The sequence below is a fragment of the Pseudomonas oryzihabitans genome, from assembly GCF_024652905.1.
In the GTDB taxonomy this organism is placed as follows: Bacteria; Pseudomonadota; Gammaproteobacteria; order Pseudomonadales; family Pseudomonadaceae; genus Chryseomonas; species Chryseomonas benzopyrenica.
Genome location: NZ_CP102428.1, coordinates 2,293,004 through 2,310,196, shown reverse-complemented (window position 1 = coordinate 2,310,196; position 17,193 = coordinate 2,293,004). Strand labels below are relative to the sequence as shown.

13 protein-coding genes are annotated in these 17,193 nt (G+C 67.5%); 6 read left to right on the top strand and 7 right to left on the bottom strand.

The window, feature by feature from the left end:
- From hutU to hutC, 4 genes are all read left to right on the top strand, one after another.
- Positions 1 to 1,671: a urocanate hydratase gene (gene hutU, locus NRG74_RS10785; protein WP_257706493.1), complete on the top strand. Its 1,671-nt coding sequence runs from the start codon at positions 1 to 3 to the stop codon at positions 1,669 to 1,671.
- A gap of 3 nt (positions 1,672 to 1,674) precedes the next feature.
- Entirely contained in the window at positions 1,675 to 3,207 is a 1,533-nt protein-coding gene (gene hutH / locus NRG74_RS10780) for a histidine ammonia-lyase (RefSeq protein ID WP_257706492.1), read from the top strand.
- A 79-nt stretch (positions 3,208 to 3,286) separates the two neighbouring features.
- Complete coding sequence (locus NRG74_RS10775; RefSeq protein WP_173150531.1) at positions 3,287 to 4,669, top strand: amino acid permease; 1,383 nt, start codon at positions 3,287 to 3,289, stop codon at positions 4,667 to 4,669.
- Between the two features lie 94 nt (positions 4,670 to 4,763).
- Entirely contained in the window at positions 4,764 to 5,477 is a 714-nt protein-coding gene (gene hutC / locus NRG74_RS10770) for a histidine utilization repressor (protein ID WP_064306731.1), read from the top strand.
- A gap of 50 nt (positions 5,478 to 5,527) precedes the next feature.
- Here hutC and NRG74_RS10765 read toward each other — a convergent pair whose 3' ends face one another.
- From NRG74_RS10765 to NRG74_RS10750, 4 genes are all read right to left on the bottom strand, one after another.
- On the bottom strand, positions 5,528 to 6,151 hold the full coding sequence (locus NRG74_RS10765) for a HutD/Ves family protein (protein WP_257706491.1): 624 nt from the start codon (positions 6,149 to 6,151) through the stop codon (positions 5,528 to 5,530).
- Between the two features lie 325 nt (positions 6,152 to 6,476).
- Positions 6,477 to 7,085 carry an FMN-dependent NADH-azoreductase gene (locus NRG74_RS10760; protein ID WP_257706490.1) on the bottom strand — a complete coding sequence of 203 codons (609 nt, stop codon included), beginning with the start codon at positions 7,083 to 7,085 and terminating at the stop codon, positions 6,477 to 6,479.
- A 398-nt stretch (positions 7,086 to 7,483) separates the two neighbouring features.
- A complete protein-coding gene (locus NRG74_RS10755) occupies positions 7,484 to 8,863 on the bottom strand; it encodes a PepSY-associated TM helix domain-containing protein (RefSeq protein ID WP_257706489.1) in 1,380 nt (459 codons plus the stop codon).
- 89 nt (positions 8,864 to 8,952) lie between these two features.
- A complete protein-coding gene (locus tag NRG74_RS10750) occupies positions 8,953 to 9,363 on the bottom strand; it encodes a hypothetical protein (protein ID WP_257706488.1) in 411 nt (136 codons plus the stop codon).
- A 103-nt stretch (positions 9,364 to 9,466) separates the two neighbouring features.
- Between NRG74_RS10750 and NRG74_RS10745 the strand changes: the two genes are divergently transcribed.
- The gene (locus tag NRG74_RS10745) at positions 9,467 to 10,012 is read left to right on the top strand and encodes a GNAT family N-acetyltransferase (RefSeq protein ID WP_257706487.1); all 546 of its coding nucleotides are present in this window, start codon (positions 9,467 to 9,469) and stop codon (positions 10,010 to 10,012) included.
- Here the strand turns inward: NRG74_RS10745 and cobF are convergent.
- Complete coding sequence (cobF, locus tag NRG74_RS10740; RefSeq protein WP_093249884.1) at positions 9,979 to 10,740, bottom strand: precorrin-6A synthase (deacetylating); 762 nt, start codon at positions 10,738 to 10,740, stop codon at positions 9,979 to 9,981. The two genes, NRG74_RS10745 and cobF, sit on opposite strands and share 34 nt — an antisense overlap.
- Positions 10,741 to 10,868: 128 nt before the next feature.
- Here cobF and NRG74_RS10735 point away from each other — a divergent pair, with 128 nt between their 5' ends.
- Positions 10,869 to 12,065 carry an MFS transporter gene (locus tag NRG74_RS10735; RefSeq protein WP_257706486.1) on the top strand — a complete coding sequence of 399 codons (1,197 nt, stop codon included), beginning with the start codon at positions 10,869 to 10,871 and terminating at the stop codon, positions 12,063 to 12,065.
- On the opposite strand, the gene NRG74_RS10730 is transcribed toward NRG74_RS10735, so the two are convergent.
- Together NRG74_RS10730 and NRG74_RS10725 are read right to left on the bottom strand one after the other, a co-directional pair.
- Positions 12,062 to 14,674: an excinuclease ABC subunit UvrA gene (locus tag NRG74_RS10730; RefSeq protein WP_257706485.1), complete on the bottom strand. Its 2,613-nt coding sequence runs from the start codon at positions 14,672 to 14,674 to the stop codon at positions 12,062 to 12,064. The genes NRG74_RS10735 and NRG74_RS10730 overlap by 4 nt on opposite strands.
- Before the next feature lie 114 nt (positions 14,675 to 14,788).
- Complete coding sequence (locus NRG74_RS10725) at positions 14,789 to 17,185, bottom strand: TonB-dependent siderophore receptor (protein ID WP_257706484.1); 2,397 nt, start codon at positions 17,183 to 17,185, stop codon at positions 14,789 to 14,791.
- Positions 17,186 to 17,193: the final 8 nt, after the last annotated feature.

Below are 17,193 nucleotides of genomic sequence, written 5' to 3'. Positions count from 1 at the left end.
ATGACCCGTTTTCGTGAAGGTGAGATTCGCGCCCCCCGCGGCACCCAGCTCAATGCCAAGAGCTGGCTGACCGAGGCGCCGCTGCGCATGCTGATGAACAATCTCGATCCCGAGGTCGCGGAAAACCCCCAGGAGCTGGTGGTCTACGGCGGCATCGGCCGGGCGGCGCGCAACTGGGAGTGCTACGATAAGATCGTCGAGAGCCTCAAGGCGCTGGGTGACGACGAAACCCTGCTGGTGCAATCGGGCAAGCCGGTCGGGGTGTTCAAGACCCACGCCGATGCCCCGCGGGTGCTGATCGCCAACTCCAACCTGGTACCGCACTGGGCCAGCTGGGAGCACTTCAACGAACTGGATGCCAAGGGCCTGGCCATGTACGGCCAGATGACCGCCGGCAGCTGGATCTACATCGGTAGCCAGGGCATCGTCCAGGGCACCTACGAGACCTTTGTCGAGGCCGGGCGCCAGCATTACCAAGGTGACCTACGCGGCCGCTGGGTGCTGACCGCCGGCCTGGGCGGCATGGGCGGTGCCCAGCCCTTGGCCGCGACCCTGGCCGGCGCCTGTTCGCTGAACATCGAGTGCCAGCAGACCAGCATCGACTTTCGCCTGCGCAGCCGCTATGTCGACGAGCAGGCCACTGACCTCGATGACGCCCTGGCGCGTATCGCTCAGTATACTCGTGAAGGCAAGGCCATCTCCGTAGCCCTGCTGGGCAATGCCGCCGAAATCCTGCCGGAACTGGTCCGCCGTGGTGTGCGCCCGGATATGGTCACCGACCAGACCAGCGCCCACGACCCGCTCAATGGTTATCTACCGATCGGCTGGACCTGGGCCGAATACAAGGATCGTGCAGCCACCGATCCGGCGGGCGTGGTCAAGGCCGCCAAGCAGTCCATGGCTGCCCACGTGCAGGCCATGCTCGACTTCCAGAAGATGGGCGTCCCGACCTTCGACTATGGCAACAACATCCGCCAGATGGCCCAGGAAGCCGGCGTCGCCGATGCCTTCGCCTTCCCGGGTTTCGTCCCGGCCTATATCCGCCCGCTGTTCTGCCGCGGCATCGGTCCCTTCCGCTGGGCGGCGCTGTCGGGTGATCCCGAGGACATCTACCGCACCGACGCCAAGGTCAAGGAGCTGATCCCCGACGATGCCCACCTGCACCGCTGGCTGGACATGGCCCGTGAACGCATCGCCTTCCAGGGCTTGCCAGCACGCATCTGCTGGGTCGGCCTGGGCCAACGCGCCAAGCTGGGCCTGGCGTTCAACGAAATGGTGCGCAGCGGTGAACTCAAGGCGCCCGTCGTCATCGGTCGCGACCACCTGGACTCTGGCTCGGTGGCCAGCCCCAACCGCGAGACCGAAGCCATGCAGGACGGCTCCGATGCCGTCTCCGACTGGCCGCTGCTCAATGCCCTGCTCAATACCGCCAGCGGCGCCACCTGGGTCTCGCTGCACCATGGCGGCGGGGTAGGGATGGGCTTTTCCCAGCACTCCGGCATGGTCATCGTCTGCGATGGCACCGACGCCGCCGCGGCGCGCATCGCCCGGGTCCTGCACAACGACCCGGCCACCGGGGTGATGCGCCACGCCGACGCCGGCTATGACATCGCCATTGACTGCGCCCGCGCGCAGGGCCTGAACCTGCCCATGATCGGCAAAGGAGTCTGATCGATGAACACCCTTATCCTGAAACCCGGCACCCTCAATCTGGCCCAGCTGCGCCAGGCCTATCAGCAGCCGCTGCGCGTCGAGCTGGATCCGGCGGCCCATGCCGCCATCGATGCCAGCGTGGCCTGCGTGGAAAGCATCCTCGCCGAAGGCCGGACCGCCTATGGCATCAACACCGGCTTCGGCCTGCTGGCCTCGACGCGGATCGCGCCGGCGGATCTGGAAAAGCTGCAGCGCTCCCTGGTGCTGTCCCATGCCGCCGGTGTGGGCGAGGCGCTGGACGACGACCTGGTGCGGCTGATCATGCTGCTCAAGGTCAACAGTCTGGCCCGCGGTTTCTCCGCCATTCGCCGCCAGGTCATCGAGGCGCTGATCGCCTTGATCAATGCCGAGGTCTATCCACATATCCCGCTCAAGGGCTCGGTGGGCGCCTCGGGTGACCTGGCGCCGCTGGCGCACATGTCGCTGGTGCTGATCGGCGAGAGCAAGGCGCGCTACCAGGGCCAGTGGCTGCCGGCCCGCGAGGCGCTGGCGGTCGCGGGTCTCGAACCCATGACCCTGGCGGCCAAGGAGGGCCTGGCGCTGCTCAATGGCACCCAGGTGTCCACCGCCTATGCGCTGCGCGGGCTGTTCGAAGGCGAAGACCTGTTCGCTGCGGCCACGGTCTGCGGCGGCTTGAGCGTCGAGGCCATGCTCGGTTCCCGGGCGCCCTTCGATGCGCGCATCCATACCGCGCGGGGCCAGCGTGGCCAGATCGACGTGGCCGCGGCCTATCGCGAGCTGCTCACCGACAGCAGCGAGGTGTCCCGCTCCCACGCCAATTGCGACAAGGTCCAGGATCCCTATTCGCTGCGCTGCCAGCCTCAGGTGATGGGCGCCTGCCTGACTCAGTTGCGCCAGGCCGCCGAGGTGCTGGAGGTGGAGGCCAACGCCGTGTCCGACAATCCGCTGGTGTTCGCGGAAGAGGGCGACGTCATCTCTGGCGGCAACTTCCACGCCGAGCCGGTGGCCATGGCCGCCGACAACCTGGCCCTGGCCCTGGCCGAGATCGGTGCCCTGTCGGAGCGGCGCACCTCGCTGATGATGGACCGGCACATGTCCCAGCTGCCGCCCTTCCTGGTGGAGAACGGCGGGGTCAATTCCGGCTTCATGATCGCCCAGGTCACCGCCGCGGCCCTGGCCAGCGACAACAAGGCCCTGGCCCATCCGGCCAGCGTCGACAGCCTGCCCACCTCGGCCAATCAGGAAGACCACGTGTCCATGGCGCCCAATGCCGGCAAGCGACTGTGGGCCATGGCCGAGAACGTGCGCGGCATCCTCGCCATCGAGTGGCTGGGCGCCTGCCAGGGCCTGGACTTCCGTCACGGCCTGAAGAGTTCGGAACGCCTGGAAAGGGCGCGCAGCCTGTTGCGCGAACAGGTGCCCTACTACCAGGAAGACCGCTTCTTCGCCCCCGACATCGAGGCCGCCAGCGCGCTGCTGGCCAGCGGCTGCCTGAACGAGTTGATCACAGCGCGCCTGCTACCCAGTCTCTAAGGGCTATCGCCCGCCTGCAAGGCCGCCTTCTCTGCGGGCGGCCATCTCTGTACTACAACAACAATCGGAGATCTCTAGCATGACCAACCTGGTTGGCCTCACGCGGGGTTTGAATGCTCGGCACATACGTTTCATCGCCCTTGGCTCGGCCATTGGCACGGGCCTGTTCTACGGTTCGGCCTCGGCGATCCAGCTGGCCGGCCCGTCGGTACTCTTGGCCTATCTGATCGCCGGAGCGGCGGTGTACATGGTCATGCGCGCTCTGGGCGAGATGGCGGTACGCAATCCGGTTTCCGGTTCCTTCGGGGCGTATGCCTCCAGCTACCTGGGCCCGCTGGCGGGCTTTCTCACCGGCTGGACCTACTACTTCGAGATGGTCATCGTCTGCCTGGCCGACGTGACCGCCTTCGGCATCTACATGGGCTTCTGGTTTCCCGATGTACCGCGCTGGATCTGGGTGTTGTCGATCATCTTCTTCATCGGCGCTCTGAATCTCTGCTCGGTCAAGGTCTTTGGCGAGCTGGAATTCTGGCTGTCCGCTCTCAAGGTCGGTGCCATCGTGGCGATGATCCTGGGTGGCCTGGGCATCATGCTCTATGGAATGGGTCTGAGCGAAGGCGGCACCGGCATCCAGAATCTCTGGGCGCACGGGGGCTTCATGCCCAATGGCATCGGCGGCTTCATTGCCTGTTTCGCGGTGGTGGTCTTCGCCTTCGGTGGCATCGAGATCATTGGCGTCACCGCGGGAGAGGCCAAGGATCCGCAGCGGGTCATCCCCCAGGCGATCAGGGCCGTGCCCGTGCGGATCCTGCTGTTCTATGTGCTGACGCTGTTCGTGCTGATGGCCATCTTTCCCTGGCCGGAGATCGGTACCAAGGGCAGTCCCTTCGTACAGATATTCGATCACCTCGGCATCGGCTTTGCCGCCGTGCTGCTCAACATCGTGGTGATCTCCGCGGCGATTTCGGCGATCAACAGCAATGTCTTCGGCGCGGGGCGCATGCTCTATGGCATGGCCAAGCAAGGTCAGGCGCCGGCGGGGTTCGCCAAGGTGTCGCGCAATGGCGTGCCCTGGCTGACCGCGGTGGTCATGGCGCTTGCCCTGCTGCTGGGCGTGATCCTCAACTACCTGATCCCCGAAGACGTCTTCTTGCTTATCGCCTCCCTGGCGACCTTCGCGACGGTCTGGGTCTGGTTGATGATCCTGCTGTCCCAGGTCGCCATGCGGCGCGGCATGACGCCTGCCGAGACGGCCGCGCTGAAGTTTCCGGTTCCTCTGTGGCCCGTGGCGCCTGCTGCAGCGATTGGCTTCATGCTGTTCGTGTTCGGCGTGCTGGGCTGGTTCCCGGACAGTCGTCCGGCCATGGGGGTAGGCGTGGTGTGGCTTGGCTTACTGATCCTCGCCTACTACATCTGGGTCCGGCCTTCCGTTGATCGCCAGCCGGCGTTGACGGTCGAGTAACGTCGAGAGGTTTCCGTCCCCTGCCAACGGATGGCAAGGGACGGAGCGGGGCGTATCATTCGACTCTTTGCGTTGCCAACGCCATGGAGATCCGGTGACCAGCCAGACGCCCCCGCGCTACAAGATGATCGAAGATTTCCTGCTGACGCGGATCCGCAACGGGGACTATCCAGTCAATCACCAGATTCCTCCCGAAGAGCAGCTGGCGCGGGACTTCTCGGTCAGTCGGATGACGGCCAACAAGGCGATCAACAACCTGGTGCAGCAAGGCTATCTGGTGCGCCAGGCCGGGCTGGGAACCTTTGTCACCGATTCCCGTGCCGAATCCTCGCTACACGAGGTGATGAACATTGCCGCCGAGGTGCGCGCAAGGGGGCATAGGTACGCCAACGATGTCTTGCGCAGCGAAGCTATCGCCGCCGATGACGAGGTGGCTCTGCGTCTTGGCCTGCGGATCGGTAGCCAGGTGTTCCACAGCATCCTGGTGCACCGTGAGGATGGCGTGCCCATCCAGCTCGAAGATCGCTATGTCAATCCGCGCTGGGTGCCGCACTACCTGGACAGCGACTTCAGCTGCCAGACGCCCAACGAGGTGCTGGTGGCCAGCTGTCCGATCAGCGATGTGGAGCACATCGTCGAGGCGGTGCTGGCCAACGCTCAGACCGCGCACTGGCTGGAGATCGCCGAGGGGGCGGCCTGCCTGTCGATGATCCGCCGGACCTGGTCGAACGAGCACCTGATTAGTTACGTGCGGCTGCTGCATCCGGGCGACAGGTACAAGCTGAGCTCGACGACGCGGCATCGCTGAACAGGGACCCCAAGCAGGGACTCTACCGCTGCGAGTCAGGCGGCCGGATGCTATGGCGGGCAGGTTTCGCAGCCGCGGGTTGCGGTCTTGGGTGTTGCCAGCGGTCGCAGCTGGATCAGGCCGAGGTGCGCCTGGCCCTGCAGGGTCAGGGTTTGACCAGAGGAAGCAAGGGCAACACGCGCCGCATCATGCCGCTCCAGCCTGATTGGCGAATGGCCGCCCAGGATGCACAAAGACCCTTGGTCGCAGAACAGCAAGGTGGACGCCACCACGCCTAGCTGCCGAGTACCGTCGAGCCTTAGCCAGCTCAGCTCGCCCTGGTAGCGATCCGGGCGATAGATCAGATTGAAATCGCGGATGGGTCCATCGAGCAATTTGCAGCTGACCTGGGCGTCACCGGAAAAGATGAACGTCTCCCAACAGCCGAGCGCTGGGGTGCATAGGCCGTCGACATTCAGCCGCATGCCGGCGCCTTCGAGCACACTGATGATTCGCGTCATGCCGGGGAAGGGAGAGAAGTCGCCTGACTGGGAGACGTCCGCCATGGAGACCCGCCAGCCGAAGTCCGCCTTTGTGCCATCCGTGTCGCGGGCTATCTCCAGGGTGGTGCCCAGGCCGTTACGCCAGGCCATGCGGCGATGCGCAGCGGCGGGCAGATGCTCGACGAGATTCATGGGCTGACCTGCCTGGCTTGCTGGATCGCCTGGCCCTGACACAAGGTCTTGGTCCACAAGCCCGCACATCCTTCAAGCATCTGACCAGCCTCCTCGACGGCAAGGGGTGCAAGGGCATCGCTCGCGAAACGAGCGTGATCCTGCAAAAGCGAGATAGTAAGAACAACTCTGGCTATTTGTATAGACATTTGAGAGGTCAGAGCTTTACTAGGAGAATGCCTTGGCGTTCGGGTGGTACCTCCGCAGCTGATTCTGTCCGCCTGGGTCTGTCGGGTCGTCCTGGTCAGTCTGCAGATAGCCGACACCGAGGCGCCGGCTGGATAAATCAGAGCTTGGCCACCAGCGCCACGGCGTCCTGTTTGGCTTGGCCGCGCGAAGCCTGGTCGACCTCGGCACCGAACAGGGTCTTTTCCACCACCACGGTGTGCATCCGGTCGATGCCGACCATCTCGCACCAGGTGCGCAGATAGGATTCCTGGTGCTCCTGGCGATCCAGGGCCGCACCGCGGGCGGCGATCACCAGGGCCTGGCGGCCGCCGAGCAGGCCGTTGAGGCCGCGCTCGTCGAAGGTGAACAGCAGGTCCTTCTGGCTGACCACGTCGAACAGTTGCTTGAGCTTGTAGGGGATGCCGAAATTCCAGCAGGGCACGCCGAACACCAGCACATCGGCCGCCTTGAAGCGCTGCGCCAGCGCCTTGGCGACCGTCCAGGCGTGCGCCTGCTCGGTGCTGAGGGACTCGCCCTGGATGCCGGCGTATTTGGCGTCGAGGATGGGGCCGTCGAATTCCGGCAGGTCGCAATGCCAGGCATCGAGGGTATCCACCTCGGCGTCGGGATGCCTGTCCTGCCAGGCCTGGATGAAAGCGTTGGCGACGTCCAGCGAGGCGGAGCGATCCTGGCGGGGCGAACCTATCACGTGCAACAGGCGGGGCATGGGCAGATCCTCGAAGGATGGGGATTGCGATAACTATAATCCCGTCGATGGGGTGCGCCAGTCTGAAGCGAGGCGGGCCGATGGATGGTCTCGAAAGCGATTCTCGGCGTGACGATCGGTGTTGGGCGGGCCCTCACCCCAGCCCTCTCCCAGGGGAGAGGGGATGGTTGGGTGCGAGTGGGAGGCCGCGTGCGCCATAGGGTGGACAAGGACGCAGCCTCGGTCAGGGCGGGAGCGACGGGGCGACTACGTAGGTTGCGCTGGGACAGCTCCACCGTCGAAGCCCGACAACCAACGTCGTGCCAGCCCCGTTGGGCTTCGCTGGCGCTCAACCCAACCTACGCGCCCATCCTTCACTCGTAGGTTGGGCGAAGCCCGACAACTGTCCCATCCCCACCTCAGGCCGAACCGGCTTCCGTGCGCAGGGCCGAGCCGCGCAGGCCGAGCAGGGTGTCCAGCAGCAGGAACAGCAGCAGGCTGCCGCCGAGCACCGGCAGGCACAGGCCGAGCAGCACGGCCGTCGCCGGGACCAGCAGGCGCGGCAGGGGCGACAGCTGCCGCCAGAGGGCGACCAGGCCCGGTTGCGCCGGATCGCGAGTAGGACGACGGCGCCACCAGAGCAGATAGCCCCAGACGGTCATGACCAGCAGGCCGAGGGCGATGGCCACCAGCACCAGCTGGTTGGCCAGACCGAACAGCACGCCCATATGGGCATCGATCCCCCAGCGGGTCAGCTTGGCCGGCAGCGAGTACTGGGCGAAGCGCACCTGGTCCACCACCTGGAGGCTGGTCGGATCGACGGCGACGGCGTCCACCTGGGTCGGCCAGCGGCGGTCGATCTCGCTGACCGTCCAGGCCTTGTCGGCGCTACGGGCCGGACGGATCTCCAGCTTGCCCGCGTCGATGCCGGCGGCGCGGGCGCTGGCCAGTACCCGGTCGAAGGTGGCTGGATCCAGCGGCGGTGCCATGGTCATGTGCATGGCGCCATGGCCGTGGTGCTCAGCGTGCTCGTCGTGGGCCATGGCCGGTGCCGGCGCGCTGCCCAGGGCGGTCTTCACGCTGGGCGTGGACCAGCCATAGTGGGCGCGCAGCACGCCGATGTTGTCGCCGGCGAAGCGCGACCAGGTCAGGCCGGTAGCGGAGAGGAACAGCAGTCCGCCCAGCAGCCAGACGCCGGTGCTGGCATGCAGACCGCGCAGCCCTCGGGCCGGGCGGCGTTGGCGGCGCCGCACCAGCCACAGCGTGAGACCGCCGAGGGCCGCGACCCACAGCCAGGAGGCGGCCAGCTCGCTGTAGAGGCGACCGGGTTCGCCCAGCAGCAGGCTGCGGTGGAACTGATCGATGGCGGTGCGCAGCGGCAGGATGCCGCTGGTGCCATAGACGGTCAGGTCGCCACGGATGGCGCCGGTGACCGGATCGACGAAGAGGGCGCGATGGGCCGATTCGCCCAGGGACGGATCGTTGAACATCACCCGGGTGGTGTCGCCCGCCGCAGGGGCGGGACGTATCGCGCCCAGGGTCAGGGCCGGACCGGCGACGGCCTGGGCGGCGCGGACCTGCTCGGCCAGTGGCAGGGCTTCGCCACGGCTGGGGGTGTGCAGGGCCTCGGCATAGAGGCGCGCTTCCAGTTGCGGCGTGAGGGCATAGAGCAGCCCGCTGGCGGCGGCCACCAGCAGGAAGGGACCGACGAACAGGCCGATGAGGAAATGCAGCCGCGCCAGCAGCTGCAGCAGCGGCCCCGACGCCTTGGCGGCCGGAGCGGAGGGGTGTGAAGTCATAGCGTTCACCACGGAGCGACGCGCGACCAGCGAGGGGCCACGCGCGGGATTACGAAAAGAGAGGACAGCCGTCTTTCGTCGCCGAGGTGTCAGGGCGCCTGGGGATGGAGCGTGGAGCGTCGCGCGCGGGGTGGGGGCGGCAGCGCGCTCTGGTAGCGTCGGCAATGGGGATCGCCAGGACGCAGCAGCCATTGCAGGGCGACGGCCAGCAGGGTGGCGAGGAACAGGGTGGCGGCGAACACGCAATCACCCGTGGGCGAGAGGGTCGTCACGCTGCCGCCCGGGAGGCCCGCGTGCATGCCGGCCATGTCATCACCCTGGATGGCCTGAGCGTGCAGACCGTGATGGTGCTCGTGCACCTGGCTGAGGGATGGCAGGACCGGCAGGGTGAGGCGTGCCAGCATCTGACCATGGCCCAGGGCGCAGACGAGTCCGTTCAACAGGATGCAGGCGAGCAGCATCCAGGCGAGCGAAGCGCGCGGGAAACGGACGGTTTTCATGGCTGGGACTGTATCATCGTCGCGAGCGGCGCACAGCCCGGCCGGCGCGACCCTGCGCCGAAATGTCGCGCCCCGCCCGCTGCCGAAGAGACCAAACACCGCCATGAGCCAAGCGCCTTCCATCAGCCTGGAACGGATCACCGCCGCGGATGACGAGACGCTGGGCTTCCTGCAGGCGAGCTATCGCGAGCTGTTCGGTAGCCGGATCGAGGCGACGACCCTGCCCCAGGATCTACAGGGCTTCGCCGACCACTATGGGGCAGGTCGCGGCTGCCTGCTGATCGCCCGGGGTGCCGCCGGGGAGCCCCTCGGCAGCATCGCCTACCGGCCCTACGACCGGCGCTTTCCGCAGCTGGCCTATCCCGGCGAGCGGGTGGTGGAGGTGGTGCGGCTGTATGTGGCGCCGCAGCAGCGTCGCCAAGGTCTGGCGCGACGGCTGTTCGGGGCGCTGCTGGCCCAGGCGCGGCAGGAGGCGGTCGACCGCCTCTATCTGCACACCCACCCCTTCCTGCCCGGGGCCGAGGCTTTCTGGCTCGGCCAGGGCTTCCGGGTCGTCGAACGGGAGACGACCCTGCCCTGGCAGACCATCCATCTGGATCGACGGCTGGACAGCCCTCAGGCGTCCGCCGGCCCGCGACAGAGCAGATAGGTATCCATGATCCAGCCGTGCTCTTCGCGCGCGGCACTGCGCACCTGGTGGATCTCTTCAGCCACCTCCTGCAGTGGTCCGGCGATGAGGATCTCGTCCGCCGTGCCGACATAGGCGCCCCAGTAGATGTGCAGGCCGGGCTCATCCAGGCGGCGATAGGCCTCGTGGGAATCGAGCATCACCACCAGGCTGTCCAGGTGCGCGGGGAAGCGCTCCAGGCGCCGGCCGGGGGTGATCTCCAGGGCCTGGCCGATGCGATTGAGCGGCACCCGGTGGCGCGCGGCCAGGGCCTGGACGCTGGAGATGCCGGGGATCACCTCGTAGTCGAAGTCCAGCCGGCCGTCGCGCCGGATCGCCGCCAGGATGCGCAGGGTGCTGTCGTACAGCGCCGGATCGCCCCAGACCAGGAAGGCGCCGCATTCGTCGTCCGCCAGCTCGTGCTCGATCATCTCCACCATCAGCGCCTGCTTGGCGGCATTGAGGTCGTCCACCGCCTGACGATAGTCGCCTTCGCGGCGGCGCTCGGGGATGGGCGCGGTGACGAACCGATAGTCCGCCTGGCGGATGTGGCGGGCGCAGATGGTCTCGCGCAGGTGGATCAGGCTGTCCTTTTCCGTGCCCTTGTCGAACAGGAAGAAGGTACTGGCGCGATTGAGGGCGGCGATGGCCTGGAGGGTGAGGTAGTCGGGATCGCCAGCGCCGATGCCGATGACCAGCAGGGTTTTCATGGGGTGGCCTCAATGGAAGGAGCAGCGCCCAGTGTAACCAGGGATGTCTTTTCGGTAGAGCCGTCCGTGAGCGTCATGCTAGTTTCGACCGGTTTGCCCGCTCACAGGCAGGGACGGAGGGGATAGGGATGACGATGACGGCGACCTGGCGACGCATACCCAGTGGCGTCTGGATTCTGGGTGGCGTGAGCCTGTTCATGGATATCTCCTCGGAGATGATCCACAGCCTGCTGCCGCTGTTCCTGGCCACCGGCCTGGGCCTGAGCGTGCTCTATATCGGCATCCTCGAAGGGATGGCCGAGGCGACCGCGCTCATCACCAAGATCTTTTCCGGCGTACTCAGCGACTACCTGGGCAAGCGCAAGGGCCTGGCGGTGCTGGGCTATGGCCTGGGCGCCCTGAGCAAGCCGCTGTTCGCCCTGGCCAGCGGTGCCGGCCTGGTGTTCGGCGCGCGCTTCATGGATCGCATCGGCAAGGGCATTCGCGGCGCACCGCGCGACGCCCTGGTGGCCGACGTCACGCCGCCGGAGATCCGCGGTGCCGCCTATGGCCTGCGCCAGTCGCTGGATACCCTCGGCGCCTTTCTCGGCCCGCTGCTGGCGGTGGGGCTGATGCTGCTCTGGACCAACGATTTCCGCGCGGTGTTCTGGGTGGCGGTGATCCCCGCCTTCATCGCCGTCGCCTTGCTGTATTTCGGCCTGGAGGAACCCAAGGCGGCCATCGTCCAGGCACGCACCAATCCGCTCACCCGCAGCCAGCTGCGCAATTTGCCGGCAGCCTTTTGGCAGGTGGCGCTGCTCGGCGGCGTCTTCACCCTGGCGCGCTTCAGCGAGGCCTTCCTGGTGCTCAAGGCTGAGCAGGTGGGCGTACCCCTGGCGCTGGTGCCGCTGGTGATGGTGGGCATGCACCTGGTGTTCGCGCTGTCGGCCTATCCGCTGGGGGCGCTGTCCGACCGGGTCAGCCATTGCGCGCTGCTGGCTTGGGGGCTGGTGCTGCTGATCCTGGCCGACCTGGCGCTGGCCTTCAGCAGCGGCTGGATCGGGCTGGCCCTGGGCATCCTGCTCTGGGGCCTGCACATGGGCATGACCCAGGGCCTGCTCGCCGCTATGGTTGCCAAGACCGCCCCGGCCGAATTGCGCGGCACCGCCTTTGGCCTGTTCAACCTGGTCAGTGGCATCGCCTTATTGCTGTCCAGCACCATCGCCGGCGCGCTCTGGCACTTCGTCGGCTCCGCCGCCACCTTCCAGTTCGGTGCCCTGGCGGCGGCACTGACCTTGCTGGTGCTGGCCGCCTGCCGCCGTAGCGTGGCGCCGATTACGGGTTAGTCGAACAGGGGCCGCAGATAGGGTGCCGTGGGGCTGGCGGGATCGTCCGCTACCGCGCGGGGCGTGCCGCAGGCGACGATGCGCCCACCGGCCGTGCCGGCGCCGGGGCCGATGTCGATCAGCCAATCGCTGCCGGCCACCACCTGCAGGTTGTGCTCCACCAGCACCACGGTATTGCCTTCGTCGACCAGGCCGTGCAGCTGGCGCATCAGGCGCTCCACGTCGGCCGGGTGCAGGCCGGTAGTGGGCTCGTCCAGCACATAGAGGGTGGTACCGCGACTGGTGCGCTGCAGTTCGGTGGCCAGCTTGATGCGCTGAGCCTCGCCGCCGGAGAGTTCGGTGGCCGGCTGGCCCAGGCGCAGATAGCCCAGGCCGATGTCGGCCAGCACCCGCAACGCTCGCGCCACCGGGGCTTCCTCGGCGAAGAAGGCTAGGGCCTCGTCCACCGTCAGGCCCAGGACCTCGGCGATGGTCTTGCCCTGCCAGCGCACCTCCAGGGTCTCGGGGTTGTAGCGCGCGCCCTGGCAGGTGGGGCAGGCGGCGTAGACGCTGGGCATGAACAGGAGCTCGACGCTGACGAAGCCCTCGCCCTCGCAGGTCGGGCAGCGGCCCTTGGCGACGTTGAAGGAGAAGCGCCCGGCATCGAAGCCGCGTTCCTGGGCTTCGGGGGTGGCGGCGAACAGCTTGCGCACCCCGTCGAACAACCCGGTGTAGGTAGCGAGGTTGGAGCGTGGCGTGCGGCCGATGGGCTTCTGGTCCACCGGCACCAGCCGGCGGATACCACTGAGGCCGCCAACCACCTGGCCGGTGGTGGCGGGCAGGGCATCGCCGTCCAGTTCCGGGGCTTCGTCGCCGTCCTCGGCGGCGCGCTGGCCCAGTTCGGCGCCCACCAGTTCCAGCAGCGCCTGGCTGACCAGGCTGGACTTGCCCGAACCGGAGACCCCGGTCACCGCCGTCAGGCAGCCCAGCGGAAAGGCGGCGTCCAGGCCCTGCAGGTTGTTGCGGGTGACCCCGGTCAGCCGCAGCCAGCCCTGGGGTTCACGGGGCGGCCGGGTCTCGCGTTGCGGCGCGGCGAACAGATAGCGCGCCGTCACCGACTCCTCGACCTCGGCCAGACCGGCGGGCGGGCCGCTGTAGAGTACCCGGCCACCGCCTTCGCCGGCCGCGGGACCGACATCCACCAGCCAGTCGGCACGCTTCATGGTGGCCAGGTCGTGCTCCACCACGAACAGCGAATTGCCCTGGGCCTTGAGGCCGTCGAGGGCTTCCAGCAGCGACTCGCCATCGGCCGGATGCAGACCGGCGGAGGGTTCGTCCAGCACATAGACCACCCCGAACAGCTGGGACACCAGCTGCGTCGCCAGGCGCAGGCGCTGCAATTCGCCGGAGGAGAGGGTGGTGGTGCTGCGCTCCAAAGCCAGATAACCAAGGCCCAGGCGGGTGAGGGTCTGCAGCCGTTCCAGCAATTCGGTGGCCATGCGTTGGGCGGCCAGGCGCTTTTCCGGGGAAAGATCGGGGGTACGGCGCACGTCCGGGGCACTGGCGTGATCGCTGCCGCCGGCGGCCTTGCGCCGGGCGCGATCCTGCTTGCCGGCCTTGGCGTCCAGCACGCGGGCATCCTTCGCCTCGTCGAAATCGCCGGCAGCGACCCGGCGCAGCAGCACGGTGAGGTCGTCCAGCGGCAGCCGCGACAATTCGCCGATGTCCAGGCCGGCGAAGGTCACCGAGAGCGCCGCCCGGGTCAGCCGCTTGCCGTGGCACAGCGGGCAGGTCTGGCCGATCATGAAGCGCGCCGCGCGTTGCTTCATCTTGGCGCTCTGGGAATTGGCGAAGGTGTGCAGCACATGGCGCCGCGCTCCGGTGTAGGTGCCCTGGTAGCTGGGCTCGGCCTTGCGCTTGAGCGCGGCACGGGTCTGCTCGGGGGTGAGGCCGGCATAGACCGGCACCGTGGGCTGCTCCTCGGTGAAAAGGATCCAGTCGCGCTGCTGTTGCGGCAGGTCGCGCCAGGGCGTGTCGACGTCATAGCCCAGGGTGACCAGGATGTCCCTCAGATTCTGCCCGCCCCAGGCGGTGGGCCAGGCGGCGATGGCGCGCTGGCGGATGGTCAGCGAGGGGTCCGGCACCATGGAGGCCTCGGTCACCTCGTAGACCCGGCCCAGGCCGTGGCACTCCGGGCAGGCACCCTGGGGCGTGTTGGGCGAGAAGTCCTCGGCATAGAGCATCGGTTGGTCGGCGGGGTAGCGCCCGGCGCGGGAGTAGAGCATGCGCACCAGGCTGGAGAGCCCGGTCACGCTGCCCATGGACGAGCGACTGCTGGGCTGGCCACGCTGCTGCTGCAGGGCCACCGCCGGTGGCAGGCCTTCGATGGCCTCCACCTGGGGCACCCCGACCTGGTCGATCAGCCGCCGCGCATAGGGCGCCACGGATTCGAAATAGCGCCGCTGGGCCTCGGCATAGAGGGTGCCGAAGGCCAGCGATGACTTGCCCGAGCCGGACACCCCGGTAAAGACCACCAGGGCATCGCGGGGGATATCCACGTCGACGTTCTTCAGGTTGTGCTCGCGGGCACCGCGGACGGAGACGAAACCGGGACGGGGGGAGGAGGGCATGACGGGCGGAAACCTTGACTGGGAGCGTGCAGACTCGGACCACGTCAGGGAGCAAAGGATCGCTGGGCGGTGGCGGACGACGGGACAGCGGTCTCGTCGTCCGCCTGCCTGGGCTCAGAAGGTGTAGCTGACCGACAGCGTCGCGTTGCGCGGCGCGCCGTAGTTGCCGCTGGTGGCGTTGTTGTAGAGCGACAGCAGGTATTTGCGGTCGGTGAGGTTGTTGAGATTGAGCTGGGTGCTCCAGTGTTCGTCGAAATCGTAGCTGCCCAGCACATCCACCAGGGCATAGGCGTTCTGGTGGATGCGGCTGTTGTTGTCGTTCTCGATACCGCTCTGCCATCTCAGCCGCGCGCCGACCTTGGCCTGGGGCAGGCCCGGCAGGCGATAGGTCGCCAGGCCACGCAAGCTGTGGCTGGGCACGAATTTGCGCGCCCGCTCGCCGTCCGCGTCGTCGATGCGCACATAGGTGTAGCCGGCTAGCAGGTCCAGGCCGGGCAGCGCCTCGCCGGAGACCTGCAGCTCCAGGCCATGGCTCTGGTAGTCAGTGGTGTCGTAGAGATAGCGCGAACCGGCGAACACCGAGGTCGAGGCCACGTTGCGCTGCTCGGTCTTGAACACCGCGGCGGTCAGGCTCAGGCGGTCGTCGAACAGGCCACCCTTGATCCCGGCTTCCAGGCTCTTGCCTTCCAGCGGATCGAGCAGCCGGCCATCCAGGCCGAAGCTGTATTGCGGGCTGAAGATCTTGGTCCAGCTGGCATAGAGGCTCCATTGCGGACTCAGGTCGTAGACCAGGCCGGTGTAGGGGGTGACCTCGCCATGGGCACGGGTGTAGTAGTCGGCGCCATAGCTCAGGCCGCTGGCATCGGCGCTGAGCATCCGCGCACCGACGATCCAGTGCAGATCGTCGACCAGCTCGAAGCGGGCGCCGGCGAACAGGCTTTTCTGGCGGTCGGTGAAGTCCTGGGTGTGGCCGATATCGTCGGTGTATTGCAGCGACGGCTCGGGGACCCCGGCCAGGGAGCCGGAGAGGGTGGTGGGGTAGTAGCCGTCCTCGGCGAGGATCTTTTCCCGCAGCTTCTGGTGGGTCCGGCCGTAGCTGGCGCCCAGGGTGAGTTCGTGGTCGCGGCCGAACAGCTGGAAGGGGCCGGACAGCCTGGCCTCGCCGATCAGCTGGTGCGCCTTGCTGGCGGAATGGTCGCCAAAGGCGATGGCGGCGTCACCGCTGACGCCGAAGATGTAGTACATGTCGGCGTTCTGCCGCTCGGTGACGCCGGTCGCCGTGAGGGCACCCCGCCAGCCGTTGCCGAAGTCGTGGGTGAATTCGCCGAAGACGCGCTGGGTGTCCAGATTCCAGTAGGTCCAGTCCTGGCCGATGCTGGAACTGCGCCGGCCGTAGTGCAACGGGTTGCCGTCCACGTCGGCCAGCGGCAGGTTGCCCCAGGAGCTGCCGTTGGCGTCGCTGTTGTGCTGGGAGAAACCCAGGGTCAGGGTATCGGCCTCGCTGAGATCGAAGGCCACCAGGCCAGCCGCGATGTTCTTTTCATGGCCGTAGCGATCCAGCCAGGAATTGCCCTTGTCGTGGGCATAGATGAAACGCCCGCGCACGTTGCCGGTTTCGGTCAAAGGCCCGGAGACATCGGCATCCACCCGGCGGTTGTCCCAGGCGCCGACGCTGGCGCCGAGCCTGGCCTGGAACTCGGCGGTGGGCCGCCTGCGCACGAAGTTGACGGCGGCGGAGGGATTGCCGGTGCCGCTCATCAGGCCATTGGCGCCGTGCAGGACGTCCACCTGCTCGTATTCGGCCAGGTCCTGGTCGCCCACCAGGGTGGTGCTGACGAAGGGCATGCCCATGCCGTCGTACTGGAAGCTGTTGATGTCGAAGCCACGGGAGGTGAACTGGGTGCGATCGGTCTCGGTCTGCTCGACGGTCACCGACGGGGCGGCACGCAGGGCTTCCTTGATGCTCTGCAGGCGGAAGTCCTCGACCTGATCGCGGGTCAGGGTGGTGATCGCCTGGGGCGTCTGGCGCTCGCTCAGGCCCAGGCGCGTGGTGCTGGTGCTGACCGGGCGCCGGTAGCCGACGTCCGCGCCCCCGCCCGTGGCGCTGGCCTGGATGGTGGTCACGGGCATGGCCAGGGCGGCCTCGACGCTGCCGCCTTCCAGGGCATAGATGCCGGCACCGCGTTCGCTCCAGCGATAGCCGCTGCCACGCAGCAGGTGCTCGAAACCCTGGTCGAGGGTATAGCGGCCCTGCAGTCCCGGACTGCTGCGCCCGGCCAGCGGCGCCGGATCGAACACCAGCTGGACCCCGGCGGTGGCGGCGAAACGGGCCAGCACCGCATTCAGCGGACCGGCGGGAATCCGGTAGTCACGCACCTCCGCGGCGGCCAGGGCCGGCAGCGGCAGCAGGGCCAGCCCGGTAGCGGCCAGGGGCACGCCCTGCAGGGCGACGGCCAGGATCAGTGGGGTGAAGGCTCGGGTGGCGGGTTGCTGCCGGTGGATCTTTGCCATGTCGTGTT